This window comes from Streptomyces sp. bgisy159, from assembly GCF_057707805.1.
This window is the reverse complement of record NZ_JBYIQX010000010.1, coordinates 1-16,004: the sequence shown is the minus strand read 5'-3', so window position 1 is coordinate 16,004 and position 16,004 is coordinate 1. Positions and strand designations below refer to the sequence as shown.

Genomic DNA, 16,004 nt, shown 5'->3' with positions numbered 1-16,004 from the left:
GCACCGCCGGGACCGTCGAGCGGCAGTCCCCCCGCGCATCAGTAGGCGCCTTGCCCGTAGAGCACCGCACGCAGCGTCTTCCACAAGATCACCGCGTCCAGGGCGAGCGACCAGTCCTCCACGTACCGCAGGTCCAGCCGGACCGCCTCCTCCCACGAGAGATCGCTGCGCCCGCTGATCTGCCACAGGCCGGTGAGTCCGGGCTTGACCAGCAGCCGCCGCCGGATGTCCGGGTCGTACGCGGCGCACTCCTCCGGCAGCGGAGGCCGCGGACCGACGAGCGACATCGATCCGGTGAGCACGTTGAACAGCTGCGGGAGTTCGTCGAGCGAGTACCGGCGCAGTACCGCTCCCACGCGGGTCACCCGTGGATCCCGGCGGAGCTTGAACAGCGGGCCGGCGCCCTCGTTCCGGTCGGCCAGCGCCTCCCGCGCCCGGTCGGCGTCGGCGACCATGGTGCGGAACTTCCAGATGGTGAACTCGTGGCCGTCCTTGCCGACCCGCGACTGGCGGTAGAACGCCCCGCCCCGGCTGTCCGCCAGCACGAGCAGCCCGATGAGCGCCATCAGCGGCGCTAACAGCATCAGCAGAATCGTTGCGCCTACCCGGTCGACGACCCCCTTGACCGCCCGGCGGGCACCGGTGAACGTCGGCATGCTGACCCGCAGCAGAGGGATCCCGAGCACGGCGTCGACGTGCAGCCGAGGACCGGCCACCTCCATCAGCACCGGGGCCACCACCATCTCGGCCTCGCTGCCTTCGAGGTTCCAGGCCAGCCGTTGCAGCCGGTCCGGTGACCAGTGCGGGTCCGGGGTGACCGCCACGACCCGGTAACCGTCGTGGCGGACGTGCTTGGCGACGTCCCCCAACTCCCCGACGACAGGCACCCCGTCCAGGTGGTCGCCGTCGATGCCGCGTCCGTCCGTCGTGCACACCGCGTCCACCCGCCAGCCGAGGTGGGGGAACTTGCGGGTCCGGCCGATCAGGTCGCGCAGGGTGTCCGGGCTCCCGGCGGCGAGCACCGGTCTGAGGCACCGCCCTTCCTGGCGCTGCCGGTGCAGCCGGATACGCAGCAGGTACCGCGCGGTCATGGTGACGAGCGCGATCGCGGGGATCGCGACGAAGATCCAGAGCTTGATGTTGCGCGAGGTCAGGGCGATCCCGCCGAGCGCCAGGACGACGGTCGCCGTGAACAGCGAGCGTCCGAGCCGGCGGAATTCCTCGGCGCCCTGGCCGAGCACCGGCGGTGCCCACGACCGGTTCACCGCCAGCGCCCCCAGCACCAGCAACTCGGTGCCGAAGGCGAGGATCACCCATTTCTCGTGCCAGTTGGCCGCGTCGCGGGCCCCGAAGAAGTTGCCGATGGCCGCCACGACGACGGCCGTGGCCACGGTGTCGCCGGCGATCACGGTACGGCGGTACCGCTGCTCCCAGTCGGTCGCGGTCCGGCTGACAGTCCCGTTCGCCGGCCTGCCGCGCGCCGACGGAAACGGGTTGACCAATCCCCCCTGTTGCACAAGGACCCCCCAGGTCACCAGTGGTTCGAGGTGTTCGTCTGGCACGCATGTCCTCCGGGAGGCACCCCTGCCTCCCGCACCGCGCTCTTCCTCCCCCGGGAGGCCCCCGCCTCCCGCCATGACAGATGTGCCGGCGCTACGTGAACAACCCGCCCTGGCGGCAGCCGAATACGCGTGCCCTGCCGGGCTTTCGAGGCGCGCGGACCCCGTGCGGACTTCGGGCGCTCCCCGCACCCGAGGCCCTGTTGGGGGCTCCGCGTGTTGATCGATCGCTGGCTGTGAATGGCGCCGGACCTGTAGATCATTTACTGGGCGCTTCCCGCCCGAACGGCTGAAGCACGGTCAATCTAGACCATCGGGGCCTGTGTGTAGAGAGGATGTGTGGAATTTGTGGTCAGAACAGTGATCGGCGAGCCACGGAGCGTCTACCCGGACGCCCGGGTCGGCGATGGTTTCCCGCTGTTCCTGCACTACGACGTGCCGGACACGTCCGGCGGGCGCCGCACGCCCGATGTGATGTCGGCCGAATCCGTACGGTCGGCCCGGCCCGTCACGGCACCCGGGGCGAGGCCGCGGAACCGCTCGCGTGGGCGAGGGCGCCGGCGGTGCGGCAGCCGACGATCGCCGGGGCCTCCTGGACGAGCGTGTCGTCGGTGAGCGCCTCCACCATGAACAGCGCGAAGTCCACCCGGCGGGTCAGGTTGCCGGACAGCACCGGGTCGCCCACGTGCCGGCTCCACACCGGCAGCCCCTGGCTCTCGCCCTCCTCCAGATCGCTGCCGCGCACCACCGTCCACCGGGTGTCGCTGGCGAACACCCTGCGGCAGGCCTCCACCTGATCGTCGATGTCGACGGCGCGGACGAGTCGGGCCAGGCGGGCGACGATCCGGACGGCCGTCCTGAACCGCCACGAGTACCGGTCCTTGCCGTCGCGCGTGATGTGCCAGCCGCACGAGAAGACCAGGCGCGCGCCCGGCCGTGCGTGGTCCAGCACTGCCTGGGCCGTGCCCGAGGAGTACTGCTGCACGCCCCACGGCACGAGCACCGTCAGCACCCCGTCGCAGCCGGCGACCGCGCGCCGGATCACCTCCGGGTCGTTCGTGGGGCCGGGCACGACGGTCATCCGGTCCCGGAACGCCGCCAGCTTCGGCACGCTGCGCTCCCGGCACACGCCGACCACCTCGTACCCGCGGTCCAGCGCGTGCCGGACCATGTACTGCCCGAGCTTCCCCGAGGCTCCGACGATGCAGACCTTCTTCACGCGATCCGTGCTCATGGCACAACCCCTTCCGCCGCAGTGTCGACCTTATGGTGTAAGGCACGGTAGCCTTATGTCGTAAGGCAATCAAGGGGCGCCGGGAGGCGCGGGGCCGAGGGGTATGGAGAAGGAGCGACGAATGCCGGAGACGGGCAGAGGCCGGCGCGGGGCGTCGGAGCGCACCCCGCTCAGCCGTGAACGCGTGATCCGCACGGCGGTGGCGCTCGCGGACCGGAAGGGGTCGGCCGCGCTGAGCATGCGCGCCATCGCCGAACCACTGGGCGTCGAGGCGATGTCCCTCTACCACCACGTCGCCGGCCGCGAGGACATCCTCGACGGCATGGTGGACGCGGTGTTCGACGAGATCGAGCTGCCCGAGCTGTCACCGGGCGACCCGGACTGGAAGGGTGCCATGCGCCGCCGCGCGGACTCCGTCCGCGCCACGCTGCGCCGCCATCCGTGGGCCCTCGGCCTGATGGACTCCCGCTCGCGGCCCGGCCCGGCGACCCTGCGCCACCACGACGCCGTCCTCGGCGTGCTGCGCGCCTCCGGGTTCTCCGTCCCGATGGCCGGCCACGCCTTCTCGCTGATCGACAGCTACCTGTACGGCTTCGTGCTCCAGGAGCTGAGTCTGCCGTTCGGCGACGCGGCGGAGCTGGAGGAGGTCGCGGGCGCAATCCTCCGGGAGATGCCCGCCGACGCCTACCCCCACCTCGCCGAACTCGCCACCGAACACGCCCTCAAGCCCGGCTACGACTACGCGGACGAGTTCGACTTCGGCCTCACCCTCATCCTCGACGCCCTGCGGCCCGACGAGGATGCGGCCGGGAACTGAGCCGCGCCGGCGCGGGCCGCCCGCCGACCGGGCACCCGCCCCGTCGGCCGGCGCGCGGGCCGGCGGCGGCCGAGAATCCCGGTGGCCGTCCCTGCCCGCCCGCGCCACCGGGAGGTAACTTGGTGGGGGAGGCCTCATCGGGAGGGCGATGCGATGCCGTGGTTCGTGTGGCTGGCCGCCGCCGCGGCGCTGGGCGTCGCGGAGTTCTTCACCCTGACCCTGGTCTTCGGACTGCTGGCGGGCGCCGCGCTGGTCGCGGCCGTGGTCGCCGGTACGGGCATCGGCCTCCTCGGCCAGCTGGTGGCCCTCGCGGCGGCGGCGGTGGGAGGCCTCGCCCTCGTCCGCCCCCTCGCGCTGCGGCACCTGGAGCAGCAACCCCTCACCCGCGAGGGCAGTGACGCGCTGATCGGCAGGCGGGCCGAGGTCGTGCAGGAGGTGACCGCGACCCGCGGCCTGATCAAGCTCTCCGGCGAGGAGTGGTCCGCCCGCGCCTTCGACGAGAGCCTGGTGATCCCGGCGGGAACACTGGTGGACGTCATGGAGATCGAGGGCGCCACCGCCCTCGTCTACCCCCGCGAACTCCTTCCGTGAGCGGCTGAACACCTAGCGACGGAGGCACTGTGGACCCAGTCGTCATCCTCACCCTCGTGGCGGCCCTGGTCGTCGTCTTCTTCGTGGCCTCCGCCGTGCGCATCGTCCCGCAGGCGCGCCGCTACAACATCGAGCGGTTCGGCCGGTACCGCCGGACCCTGCAGCCCGGCCTGAACCTGGTCCTGCCGGTGGCGGACCGGGTCAACACCAAGCTCGACGTGCGCGAGCAGGTCTACTCCTCCGACCCAAGGCCGGTGATCACCGAGGACAACCTCGTGGTGAACATCGACACCGTGCTCTACTACCAGATCACCGACCCGCGGGCGGCCGCCTACGAGGTCGCCGACTACCTCCAGGCGATCGACCAGCTCACCGTGACCACGCTGCGCAACGTGATCGGCAGTATGGACCTGGAGGAGACCCTCACCTCGCGCGAGGAGATCAACTCACGTCTGCGCGCCGTCCTCGACGACGCCACCGGCAAGTGGGGCATCCGGGTCAACCGCGTGGAGATCAAGGCCATCGACCCCCCGAACACCATCAAGGAGGCGATGGAGAAGCAGATGCGGGCCGAACGTGACAAGCGCGCGGCCATCCTGCACGCCGAAGGGGAGCGACAGGCCAAGATCCTCACCGCTGAGGGCACCAAGCAGAAGGACATCCTGGAGGCCCAGGGCACCCAGCAGGCCATGATCCTGCGGGCGGACGGCGAGGCCAAGGCGGTGGAACTCGTCTTCCAGGCCGTCCACCGCAACAACGCCGACGCGAAGGTCCTGGCCTACAAGTACCTCGAGACGCTTCCGCACCTGGCGGGCAGCGACAACAACACCTTCTGGGTCATCCCCGGAGAGCTGACCGAGGCCGTCCGGACCGTCACCAGGGCCTTCGGTGACCAGTCGACGGCAGGCCCCGTCGAACCCGCGCCCGCCGAGCAGCAGGCCGGAGGCGACGGCACGTCGCAGGACAGCCGGACCCCGGCGCTGGAAGCGGGCTCGACGGCGTCCCTCGACGCCGCCGCGCTCGCCGACCGGGCCGAGAAGCAGGCCGCCGCCGCGGTGAAGGACGCCAAGGCGGAGGCCGAGGCCGCGAAGTCACCCCAGCGGCCGCACGGCATGGGGCACGGCCGGCGCACCTGATCCGGAGCCCGGCCGGGCGCCCCCGCGTGCGCAGGGACCACGTACAGGCTCAGGCACGGTCTCGGCGAGCGTGGCCGGGGAGGAGACACCCGGGCCGGCGGACCGCCGGCCGGTACGTACGAGCAGGGCGCACGGGGCGCACACCGGCGGGCGTTCGTGACCGTCCCTCCCCACCGGACCCGACCGGCACCCGGCGGTCCCCGACATGGAGAGGGGGCGCTGCGGGCCGCTCGTGGAGGCCCGCAGCGCCCCCTGGTTCATCACCTGAGGGGTGCTCAGGAGTCGTGCCCTGGGCGGAGGCGGTCGTGGGAGTCCGTGTCCGACGGCACGTACCGCCACCCCTCGCCCGGGAAGTCGTCCCTGCCAGGACGCCCCCGATGACGGGGGGCCGCCGCTGTCGCCCTGGCAGGTGTCCACGTCCACGGTAGGACTCGGCCGCCGCCCTCCCAATGAGGGAACTCCCTAGGGGGAGGCGGGCAGGGAAAACCCTCGGTGGCCCGTCGGGGGCCGAGCCGGGGCGGTCGCCCCGCGCGCCCCTCACTTCGCGCGGTGCCCCGCCGCCAGCCGGACGATGTCCACCCGGGAACGGATGCCGAGCTTGCGGTAGACCCTGGTCAGGGTCGCCTCGACGGTCTTGACGCTGATGAACAGGCGAGCCGCGATCTCCCGGTTGGTGGCGCCCTCCATGACCAGCGAGGCCACCTGACGCTCCATCGACGCCAGCCCCTTCAGCGCGTCCGCGGCGGGCGCCGGCACGGCCACCGCCGCGGCCTGCGGCCGTGCCGCCGTGGCCGCCGCCTCGACGTGCCGCAGCCACGGCAGGGCCCGGCAGCGCCGGAACAGCCGCGCCGCCTCGTCGTACGAGGTCGGCCCCGGCCGCACGGTGCGCAGCCGGGCCAGCGCGAACGCGGCCCGCGCCTCCTCCAGGCCGTAGCCCAGCCCGGCCAGCCGCTCCTGCGCGGACGTCAGCTGGGTCAGCGCCGCCTCGTGCTCGCCGCGCGCCGCCCGCACCAGCGCCTCCGCCCGGTCCAGGACGGCGAGCACGCTCGCCCGGCCGAGCCGCAGCGCGTGCTCGCGGGTGACGTCGATCAGCTCCTGCGCCTCGCCCGGCTCACCCGCGCGCACCAGGGCCTCGGCGAGGTCGCCCTGCCAGCGCCCGCGCGCCGGGTCGGTGATGCGCAGGCCGCGCTCCAGCTCGCGCACCCGGCGCAGCGAGCCGACCGCGCCGGCGGCGTCCCCGGCCACGAGCTGGGCGTAGCCGAGCGCGGCCAGGGCGAGCGAGAGGTACATCTGGTCGCCGTCCTCCTCGGCGCGCTCGGTGGCCTCCCGGGCCAGCGCCAGCGCCCGGTCGACATCGCCGCCGGACGCCTCGGCGAGGGAGGCGAGCATGGCGGAGGCGCCCATCCCGATCCCGGTGTCCCGGGCCAGCCGCAGGCTCTCCCGGGCGAGATCCAAAGCGCGGCCGCAGTGCCCGGCACGTAGTTCGACATCGGCGAGGAAACGCTGGAAATGGACTTCGCTCTCCACCATGCCGCGCCGGCGCACCTCGCGCAGCAGCGCGGTGACGGTGGTGCGTGCCTCGGACAGTTGGTCGCTCATCAGCAGCCAGCGGAAGCGCGCCATGCCGGCGCCGTTGTGGTGGCAGGCCACGTAGGGGTCCTGAGGCTCGCTCAGGGCCTTCTTGATGGTCGCGGGGGCATCGGGATGGCCCATCAGGGTTTCGGTGGACGCCTGGAAGGACAGGGCCATCAGCTCGGTGCGGCGGTCGCCGCCGCGCGCGGCCAGCTCCGCCGTGTGCGCGGCCTCCCGGCGGGCCTCGGCGAAGTCGCCCTCCATGATCAGCGCCCGCCAGGACAGCTGGTAGTGGACCAGGCCGAGCAGCTCCGGGTCGTCGCCGGCGTCGGCCAGCATCTGCGGGAAGGCGGTGTCGACGTCTCCGAGCGCCTGCCCGGCCGACTCGACGACCACCATCCAGGCCCGCACCCGCTCGGCCGGCGCGGTCGCCCGGGTCAGCACGTCGTGGGCGATGTCCCGGGCGAGGTCGGTCTCGCCGGCGGTGATCGCGTCCTCCGCGGCCTCCAGCCGCCGCTCGTCCGGGCGGGGGACGTGGTCGGCGGGGGTGTGCCGGGCGGCGAGCAGACCGAGCGCGGCCGCCACCGAGGGCGCCCCGCGGTCCCGGGCCAGCGCCGCCGCCTCGGCGAGCCGGGCGGCCACGTCGGGGTCGGTGCCGGTGGTGGCCAGCGCCAGATGGCGGGCGCGTTCGATCGGGTCGGAGGCGGCGGTGGACAGTGCCGCGTGCACGGTCCGGCGCTCCTGGGCGGGGGCCTCCGCGTACAGCGCGGCGGAGATCAGCGGATGCGCGAAGCGGACGGCCGGCCCCTCGGGTTCCGTGGCGAGCAGGCCCAGCGAGGCCGCCTGGGCGGTCTCCGCCTCGGCGTTCTCCCGGCCGGCCGCGTGCAGCAGCGCCAGTGTGGGGCGGGCGCCCGCGCTGGCCACCAGCAGGGTGCGGCGGGCCTCGGCGGAGAGCATGTCGAGGCGGCTGAGCACCAGCGCGCGCAGCGAGGTCGGCACCGGCAGCGGTTCGCCGGGCCGCGGCGGGGTCGGGTTCTCGCCCAGGGCGCGGCCCAGCTCCAGGGCGAACAGCGGGTTGCCGCCGCTGGTGCGGTGGATCTCGCGGACCGTGGAGCGCGGCAGGTCGGTGTACCCCTGGTGGTCCAGCAGCGCGGACACCTGGGCGCGGGAGAGCGGGGTGAGCCGGACCGCGAGGGTGTCCGGCGGGGAGGAGCGCAGATGACGGTCGTACTCCTGGCCCTCGGTGCGCACCGCGCACAGCAGCTGCACGGGAGTGTCGCCCAGGCGGCGGGCGGCGAAGCCGAGGAGCTCGGCGCTGGCCGGATCCAGCCACTGCAGGTCGTCGGCGACGATCAGCACCGGGCCCCGGTCGGCCAGCGCGCGCAGCGCCGACAGCACGGCGAGCCGCAGGGCGAGGCCGTCGCGCTGCAGGGTGGACTCGCCGCGCCCGGTGAGGGCCGACTCCAGGGCGGTGCGCTGGGCCGCGGGGAGCCTGCCGGACACCTCGTCGAGGGCCAGGCCGAGCAGATCGGCCAGCGCCAGGAACGGCAGGTGGGATTCGGACTCGGTCGCCGAGCAGCGCAACACGGTGCGCGCTGATGCGCCGTAATCCGTGGCCAAAGCGCGCAGGACGGTCGATTTCCCTATTCCGGCCGGGCCGTGCAGGAGGACGCTGCCGCCGCGTCCGAGCTGCTCACGGGCGGCCGTGAACAGCTCGTCCCTGCCGATGACCAGGTCGGGGCGGCCTCGGGTGGGCTCCTGGAAGTCCCGTCGCACGGTCACCGCTGCCCTCCCTGTGTCCTGTTCCGGCCAAATTCTAGGCAACGTCTCTTTGAAATTCTGAGCCGCGGCGTGGTGAGGGATATTACAAGTGCGCCCATTGACGGCATATTCGTATTCCTGGAGGGGGTCGGTGAACGGCTGCGTGCCGCCGCTACGGCAGCAGGCCCGTCCTGCGGGCCGACGCGACCGCCTCCCCCCGGGTGTGGGCGCCCAGCTTCCGCATCGCCGAGCGGAGGTAGCCCTTGACCGTCTCCGCGCGCAGCCCCAGCCGCTCGGCCGCCGCCGCGTTCGTCGCGCCCGACGCCACGCACGCCAGCACGTCCACTTCGCGGGGCGAGAGCACCGCCCCGCTGTCCCCCTCGTGCGCCGGGGCGCCCGACGCGGTCAGCAGGCCGCAGGCGGCCAGCAGCTCCGCCCGCAGCGCCGGGTCCGTGATCCGCGGGGCCAGGGCCCTGAGCGCCGTGTGCGCCTCGCGCACCTGCTCCCAGTCGGCCGGCGAGCCGCCCCCGTCCTCGGCCGGCCGCGGCCGGGCCGCCGCCAGCAGGCCGCTCACCTCGTCCCGTACCACCAGCGCCTGCTCGATGTCCCGGGCCACGTCGACCGCGGCGGCGATCGTGCGGTCGCCCAGCGGCTGGGCCGTGCGCAGGGCGCCGTACAGCACACCGCGCACCCGGCGCCGCACCACCACCGGCACCGCCAGCACCGAGCGCAGACCCTCCTCCGCCACGGGGGTGTCGTACTCGTGGCTGATCTGCCGGGACAGCGAGTAGTCGGTCACCGCGCACGGGCGGGCCAGGGCCAGGGTCCGGCCGCCCAGGCCGTTTCCGGCGGACACCGCCAGCCCGCGCAGCGCGAGCGTCGCCGCGCCGTTCAGCTCGCTGATCCGCATCCTGCGCTGCCCGGGTTCGGCCAGGCCGCCGAAGGCCACCGGCAGCCCGGTCGTCCGCCGCAGCCGCGCCAGCGCGCCGCGTATCTCCATCGCTCCGGACGCGTCCGCTGCCACTCGTTCGCCCTTTCCCGCGGCCCACCCGCCGCGCACACCCCCGTTCGGGGGTAGTGAGACCCGCATCACGGATTACACGATGGCAGAGAGCCGCCCGGCAATGGCCCGGTACAGAAGGAGCACAGATGGTTACGGCGACGGAGAGCTTCCGCGGGGCACGGGACTTCCTGCTGGCCCACCGCGAGGACTACGAGACCGCCTGTGAGGGCTTCGCATGGCCCCGGCCCGACCGGTTCAACTGGGCCCTCGACTGGTTCGACGTCATCGCCGAGGGCAACGACCGCACCGCGCTGCACATCGTCGAGGAGGACGGCGCCGAGACCCGGGTGACGTTCGCCGAGATGGCCGAGCGCTCCGACCGGGTCGCGAACTGGCTGCGCGAGCGCGGGGTCGCCGCCGAGGACCGGATCATGGTCATGCTCGGAAACCAGGTCGAGCTGTGGGAGACCGCGCTCGCCGCGATGAAGCTGCGCGCCGTCGTCATCCCCGCCACCCCGCTGCTCGGCCCCGCCGACCTGCGCGACCGTGTCGAGCGGGGCCGGGTCCGGCAGGTGATCGTGCGCGCCGGGGACACCGCCAAGTTCGACGAGGTGCCCGGCGGCTACACCCGGATCGCCGTCGGCGGCGCGCCCGAGGGCTGGCACCGCTACGAGGAGGCGTACGCCGCCCCGGCCGGCTTCACCCCCGACGGGCCGACCCTCGCCGACGACCCGCTGATGCTGTACTTCACCTCCGGCACCACCGCCCGGCCCAAGCTGGTCGAGCACACCCACACGTCGTATCCGATCGGCCACCTGGCCACCCTGTACTGGATCGGCCTCAAGCCGGGCGACGTCCACCTCAACATCTCCTCGCCGGGCTGGGCCAAGCACGCCTGGTCCAACCTCTTCGCCCCGTGGAACGCGGAGGCGACCGTCTTCATCCACAACTACACCCGGTTCGATCCGGCCCGGCTGATGGCAGAGATGGACCGCGCGGGCGTGACCACCTTCTGCGCGCCGCCCACCGTGTGGCGGATGCTGATCCAGGCCGACCTCACCCAGCTCGCCACCCCGCCCCGGGAGGCCGTCGCGGCCGGCGAGCCGCTCAATCCCGAGGTCATCGAGCAGGTCCGCCGGGCCTGGGGAGTCACCGTCCGCGACGGCTTCGGGCAGACCGAGACCGCCGTCCAGGTCGCCAACACGCCCGGCCAGCCGCTGAAGACCGGCGCCATGGGCCGGCCCAGCCCCGGCTACCGCGTCGAACTCCTCGACCCGGTCACCGGCGCCCCCGGCGCCGCCGAGGGGGAGATCGCCCTCGACCTCGCCTTCCGCCCGGTCGGCCTGATGGCCGGCTACCACGGCGACGCGGACCGTACGGCCGAGGCGATGGCCGGCGGCTACTACCGCACCGGTGACGTCGCCTCCCGCGACGAGGACGGCTACCTGACGTACATCGGGCGCAGCGACGACGTCTTCAAGGCCTCCGACTACAAGATCAGCCCGTTCGAGCTGGAGAGCGCCCTGCTGGAGCACGAGGCGGTCGCCGAGGCCGCCGTCGTCCCCGCCCCCGACGAGCTGCGGCTCGCCGTGCCGAAGGCGTACATCGTGCTCTCGGACGGATGGGAGCCCGGACCGGACACCGCCAAGGTGCTGTTCGAGCACTCGCGCCGGACGCTCGCCCCGTACAAGCGCGTCCGCCGGCTGGAGTTCGCGCCCCTGCCCAAGACCGTCTCCGGCAAGATCCGCCGCATCGAACTGCGCGAGGCCACGGCGGCGGGCTCGGACGCGGAGTACCGCGAGGAGGACTTCCGGTGAGCGGACAGCTGTCGTACACCCACGGAACCGGCGACACCGCCCTGCTCGGCGACACCATCGGCGCCGACCTCGACCGGGCCGTGGCCACCTGGCCGGACCGCGAGGCACTGGTCGACGTACCGTCCGGGCGGCGCTGGACCTACGCCGAGTTCGCCGCCGACGTGGAGCGGCTGGCGTGCGCACTGCTGGCGAGCGGGGTCGCCAAGGGGGATCGGGTCGGCATCTGGGCGGTCAACTGCCCCGAGTGGGTGCTCGTCCAGTACGCCACCGCCCGCATCGGCGCGATCATGGTGAACATCAACCCGGCGTACCGCACCCACGAGGTCGAGTACGTCCTCGGCCAGGCGGGCGTCTCCCTGCTGTTCGCGTCGCTCGCGCACAAGAGCAGCGACTACCGGGCGATGGTCGAGGAGGTCCGGGGCCGCTGTCCCGGGCTGCGGGAGGCCGTCTACTTCGGCGACCCCGGCTGGGACGCGCTGATCGCGCGCGGCACGCCGGACCGGACGGCCGAACTGCGTGCCCGCGAGGCCGAGTTGTCCTGCGACGACCCCATCAACATCCAGTACACCTCCGGCACCACCGGCTTCCCCAAGGGAGCCACCCTCTCCCACCACAACATCCTCAACAACGGTTACTTCGTGGGGGAGTTGATCGCCTACAGTGAGCAGGACCGGATCTGCGTCCCGGTCCCGTTCTACCACTGCTTCGGCATGGTCATGGGAAACCTGGCCGCCACCTCGCACGGCGCCTGCATGGTGATCCCCGCCCCGTCCTTCGACCCGGCGGCGACCCTGCGCGCGGTCGAGCGGGAACGCTGCACCTCCCTCTACGGCGTCCCGACCATGTTCATCGCGGAGCTGAACCTTCCCGACTTCGCGGCGTACGACCTGTCGTCGCTGCGCACCGGCATCATGGCGGGCTCGCCCTGCCCGGTGGAGGTGATGAAGCGGGTGGTCGCCGAGATGCACATGGCGGAGGTCTCCATCTGCTACGGCATGACCGAGACGTCCCCCGTCTCCCTGCAGACCCGCAGGGACGACGACCTGGAGCACCGCACCGGCACCGTCGGCCGGGTGCTCCCGCACATCGAGGTCAAGGTCGTCGACCCGGTCACCGGGGTCACCCGGCCGCGCGGCACGGCGGGCGAGTTGTGCACCCGCGGCTACAGCGTGATGCTCGGCTACTGGAACGAGCCCGAGAAGACCGCCGAGGCCGTGGACGCCGGACGCTGGATGCACACCGGTGATCTCGCGGTGATGCGCGAGGACGGTTACGTCGAGATCGTCGGCCGCATCAAGGACATGATCATCCGGGGTGGGGAGAACATCTACCCGCGCGAGGTGGAGGAGTTCCTCTACACCCACCCGAAGATCCGCGACGTCCAGGTCGTCGGCGTACCGCACGAGACGTACGGCGAGGAGGTGCTGGCCTGTGTCATCGCGCAGGACCCGGCCGACCCGCCCACCCTCGACGACGTGCTGGCCTTCAGCCGCGGCCGGCTCGCGCACTACAAGATCCCGAGCCGGGTGCAGGTGCTCGACACTTTCCCGATGACCGTCTCCGGGAAGGTGCGCAAGATCGAACTGCGGGAGCGGTACGGCTCACGCTCCTGAACGCCGACCGCGCGCCGGTCAGGGCCGGCCCTGCGCACGGCGGTGCAGGGCGGCGGCCGGTCCGTTGACCGGCTGCACGGTGCCCGCCAGGTCCAGCAGGAACAGCGGGACGCCGAGCGCGTCGGCGGCGGCGCGGGCCTCACCGGTGTGCCCGGACAGGGAGATGTGGAGGCAGCGGGCCGACTCCGTCATCGCCGTCAGCCACAGGCACTCCACGTCCCGCGCCGACGCGGGCCGCCGCCCCGGGTCCACCTGCACCACCAGCCCCCGCGCGGCGAGCCCGATCCCCGAGGTGGGCCGCTGGTCGGCCCGTCGCACGTCGCCGTGCCCGAGCCGCCGCAGGTACAGCACCACGACGGTGACCGCGTCGCGGGCACTGCGGATCGGACGGTCCGTCAGGGGAAGGCCGGCAGTGTCCGGTGTCCGGGGGCCGGGTACGCCGGCTCCGGCGGCCTGCGCGACCGGCGAAGGCGTCCGAGGGCCCGGCCCGGGGTCCGTTGCGGGGCCCGGGGCGGGTGCGCGAGGGTCCGGTTCCGCGGCGGGTCGGTGAGGGCTCGGGTCTGCGGCCCGTCCATGAGGGTCCGGGGTCGCTTGCCGGGGTGGCGCGCCGGGGTTGCGGACGGGCCCGCGTTCCCCCGGATCGGCGGGAGCCGTCTCGTGCTCCACCCCGCCCGGCTCACCCGTGACCGGGATGCGCAGGACCGTGCCGCAGGGGCAGCCCAGTTCCGGGTGGGGCCAGGAGGCGGGGCGGCCGCAGGCGGGGCACGGGAGCGTGACCCACTCGTCGGACCAGGCGCGGTGGGTGACGACGGCGGGGGCGGCGCCGGCGTCCAGGGCCGGAGTGACGGGCGTGCCGCAGGCACAGGGGTACGCGGGCGCCACGTACCGGCGTTCGCGTCGGCACGCCGGGCAGCGCACCGGCACGCTCTCGGGCATCGGCCGACTCCAGGACGTCGTAGCGGATCGCGGCCCATCCTGCTCCACCCGGCCCCCGCCTGTCCGGCTCTTGACGCCCTTCCGCCACCCCACCTACATTGCTTCCAGATAGTAGAAGTTATTTTCCGCTATACGGAAGTGCTGACCGTGGGGCGCGACGGGAGAGCTCGTCCGACAGTCGAAGCAGGAGTACTCCATGGCTCGAATGACCGCCGCCCGAGCGGCAGTTGAGATCCTCAAGCGTGAGGGCGTCACCGCCGCGTTCGGTGTGCCCGGCGCGGCGATCAACCCCTTCTACGCGGCCCTCAACGCCTCCGGCGGCATCCAGCACACCCTCGCCCGGCACGTCGAGGGCGCCTCCCACATGGCCGAGGGCTACACCCGGACCCACCCGGGCAACATCGGCGTCTGCATCGGCACCTCCGGCCCGGCCGGCACCGACATGATCACCGGTCTGTACTCCGCCACCGGCGACTCCGTCCCGATCCTGTGCATCACGGGCCAGGCACCGACCGCCGTGATCCACAAGGAGGACTTCCAAGCCGTCGACATCGCCTCGATCGCCAAGCCGGTCACCAAGATGGCCGTCACCGTGCTGGAGGCCGCCCAGGTCCCCGGCGTCTTCCAGCAGGCGTTCCACCTGATGCGCTCGGGCCGCCCCGGCCCGGTCCTGATCGACCTGCCGATCGACGTCCAGATGACGGAGATCGAGTTCGACGCGGAGACCTACGAGCCGCTGCCGGTGTACCGGCCCGCCGCGACCCGCGCCCAGATCGAGAAGGCGATCGGGATGCTGAACGCGGCCGAACGGCCCCTGGTCGTCGCGGGCGGCGGGGTGGTCAACGCGGACGCCGCCGGCCTGCTCGTCGAGTTCGCCGAGCTGACGGGCACTCCGGTGGTGCCGACCCTGATGGGCTGGGGCACCATCCCGGACGACCACCGGCTGAACGCCGGCATGGTCGGCCTGCAGACCTCCCACCGCTACGGCAACGCCACGTTCCTGGAGTCGGACTTCGTCCTCGGCATCGGCAACCGCTGGGCCAACCGCCACACCGGCAAGCTGGACGTCTACACGGCCGGCCGCACCTTCGTGCACGTCGACGTCGAACCGACCCAGATCGGCAGGATCTTCGCGCCGGACTACGGCATCGCCTCCGACGCCCGGGCCGCCCTCGAACTGTTCGTCGAGGTCGCGAGGGAGCTGAAGGCGGCCGGGAAGCTGCCCGACCGTTCCGCGTGGGCCGCCTCCGTGCAGGAGCGCAGGGCCACCCTCCAGCGGCGCACCCACTTCGACGACGTCCCGATGAAGCCCCAGCGGGTGTACGAGGAGATGAACAAGGCGTTCGGCCCCGAGACGCGGTACGTCACCACCATCGGCCTCTCCCAGATCGCCGGCGCCCAGATGCTGCACGTCTACCGGCCCCGGCACTGGATCAACTGCGGCCAGGCCGGCCCCCTCGGCTGGACCGTCCCGGCCGCGCTGGGCGTGGCCAAGGCCGACCCGGAGGCCCAGGTGGTGGCCCTGTCCGGCGACTACGACTTCCAGTTCATGATCGAGGAACTGGCGGTCGGCGCCCAGCACAAGATCCCGTACGTCCACGTCCTGGTCAACAACTCCTACCTGGGCCTGATCCGGCAGGCGCAGCGGGCGTTCGACATCGACTTCCAGGTCAAGCTGGAGTTCGAGAACGTCAACTCGCCGGAGCTGGGCGTCTACGGCGTCGACCACGTCAAGGTCGCCGAGGGGCTGGGCTGCAAGGCGATCCGGGTGACCGACCCGAACGAGCTGGGCGACGCCTTCGAGCGGGCGAAGAAGCTGGCGCAGGAGTACCGGGTCCCGGTGGTCGTCGAGGCGATCCTGGAGCGGGTCACCAACATCTCGATGTCCACCACCAACGACATCGGCAACGTCGTGGAGTTCGAGGAACTCGCCACCGAGCCGGCGCACGCGCCGACGGCGATCAG

The 16,004-nt window shown here is 72.9% G+C and carries 11 protein-coding genes; 6 read left to right on the top strand and 5 right to left on the bottom strand.

The window, feature by feature from the left end; translation table 11 throughout:
* Window positions 1-38 precede the first annotated feature (38 nt).
* Both AC3ET3_RS12425 and AC3ET3_RS12420 read right to left on the bottom strand, forming a co-directional pair.
* Window positions 39-1,517, bottom strand: a complete 1,479-nt coding sequence (locus tag AC3ET3_RS12425) for a sugar transferase (protein ID WP_432156311.1) — start codon at window positions 1,515-1,517, stop codon at window positions 39-41.
* 550 nt (window positions 1,518-2,067) lie between these two features.
* A complete protein-coding gene (locus tag AC3ET3_RS12420; protein ID WP_432137043.1) occupies window positions 2,068-2,793 on the bottom strand; it encodes an NAD(P)-dependent oxidoreductase in 726 nt (241 codons plus the stop codon).
* A 121-nt stretch (window positions 2,794-2,914) separates the two neighbouring features.
* Between AC3ET3_RS12420 and AC3ET3_RS12415 the strand changes: the two genes are divergently transcribed.
* From AC3ET3_RS12415 to AC3ET3_RS12405, 3 genes are all read left to right on the top strand, one after another.
* Complete coding sequence (locus AC3ET3_RS12415) at window positions 2,915-3,610, top strand: TetR/AcrR family transcriptional regulator (RefSeq protein ID WP_432137044.1); 696 nt, start codon at window positions 2,915-2,917, stop codon at window positions 3,608-3,610.
* Between the two features lie 153 nt (window positions 3,611-3,763).
* Entirely contained in the window at window positions 3,764-4,201 is a 438-nt protein-coding gene (locus AC3ET3_RS12410; RefSeq protein WP_435612114.1) for an NfeD family protein, read from the top strand.
* A gap of 29 nt (window positions 4,202-4,230) precedes the next feature.
* On the top strand, window positions 4,231-5,337 hold the full coding sequence (locus AC3ET3_RS12405; RefSeq protein WP_435612113.1) for an SPFH domain-containing protein: 1,107 nt from the start codon (window positions 4,231-4,233) through the stop codon (window positions 5,335-5,337).
* A 537-nt stretch (window positions 5,338-5,874) separates the two neighbouring features.
* Here the strand turns inward: AC3ET3_RS12405 and AC3ET3_RS12400 are convergent.
* Together AC3ET3_RS12400 and AC3ET3_RS12395 are read right to left on the bottom strand one after the other, a co-directional pair.
* Window positions 5,875-8,691, bottom strand: coding sequence for an ATP-binding protein (locus AC3ET3_RS12400; protein ID WP_432137047.1), 2,817 nt, complete (start codon window positions 8,689-8,691; stop codon window positions 5,875-5,877).
* 151 nt (window positions 8,692-8,842) lie between these two features.
* On the bottom strand, window positions 8,843-9,694 hold the full coding sequence (locus AC3ET3_RS12395) for a helix-turn-helix transcriptional regulator (RefSeq protein WP_432137048.1): 852 nt from the start codon (window positions 9,692-9,694) through the stop codon (window positions 8,843-8,845).
* A 125-nt stretch (window positions 9,695-9,819) separates the two neighbouring features.
* Here AC3ET3_RS12395 and AC3ET3_RS12390 point away from each other — a divergent pair, with 125 nt between their 5' ends.
* Together AC3ET3_RS12390 and AC3ET3_RS12385 are read left to right on the top strand one after the other, a co-directional pair.
* Window positions 9,820-11,490 (top strand): AMP-binding protein, encoded by a 1,671-nt coding sequence (locus AC3ET3_RS12390; RefSeq protein ID WP_432159086.1) that lies wholly within the window; start codon window positions 9,820-9,822, stop codon window positions 11,488-11,490.
* Window positions 11,487-13,103, top strand: a complete 1,617-nt coding sequence (locus AC3ET3_RS12385; RefSeq protein ID WP_432137050.1) for an AMP-binding protein — start codon at window positions 11,487-11,489, stop codon at window positions 13,101-13,103. Before AC3ET3_RS12390 ends, AC3ET3_RS12385 begins: the two co-directional genes overlap by 4 nt.
* 18 nt (window positions 13,104-13,121) lie before the next feature.
* Here the strand turns inward: AC3ET3_RS12385 and AC3ET3_RS12380 are convergent, their stop codons facing one another.
* A complete protein-coding gene (locus AC3ET3_RS12380; protein ID WP_432159087.1) occupies window positions 13,122-13,457 on the bottom strand; it encodes a hypothetical protein in 336 nt (111 codons plus the stop codon).
* 778 nt (window positions 13,458-14,235) lie between these two features.
* Here AC3ET3_RS12380 and gcl point away from each other — a divergent pair.
* The coding region (gene gcl / locus AC3ET3_RS12375; protein WP_435612112.1) for a glyoxylate carboligase at window positions 14,236-16,004 on the top strand (1,769 nt) is incomplete at its 3' end.

What these genes read in the sequence shown, in the direction of transcription:
- AC3ET3_RS12390 (WP_432159086.1), top strand. Translation starts at nt 9,820, where the DNA reads ATGGTTACGGCGACGGAGAGCTTCCGCGGGGCACGGGACTTCCTGCTG.
- AC3ET3_RS12415 (WP_432137044.1), top strand. Translation starts at nt 2,915, where the DNA reads ATGCCGGAGACGGGCAGAGGCCGGCGCGGGGCGTCGGAGCGCACCCCG.
- AC3ET3_RS12410 (WP_435612114.1), top strand. Translation starts at nt 3,764, where the DNA reads ATGCCGTGGTTCGTGTGGCTGGCCGCCGCCGCGGCGCTGGGCGTCGCG.
- AC3ET3_RS12420 (WP_432137043.1), bottom strand. Translation starts at nt 2,793, where the DNA reads ATGAGCACGGATCGCGTGAAGAAGGTCTGCATCGTCGGAGCCTCGGGG.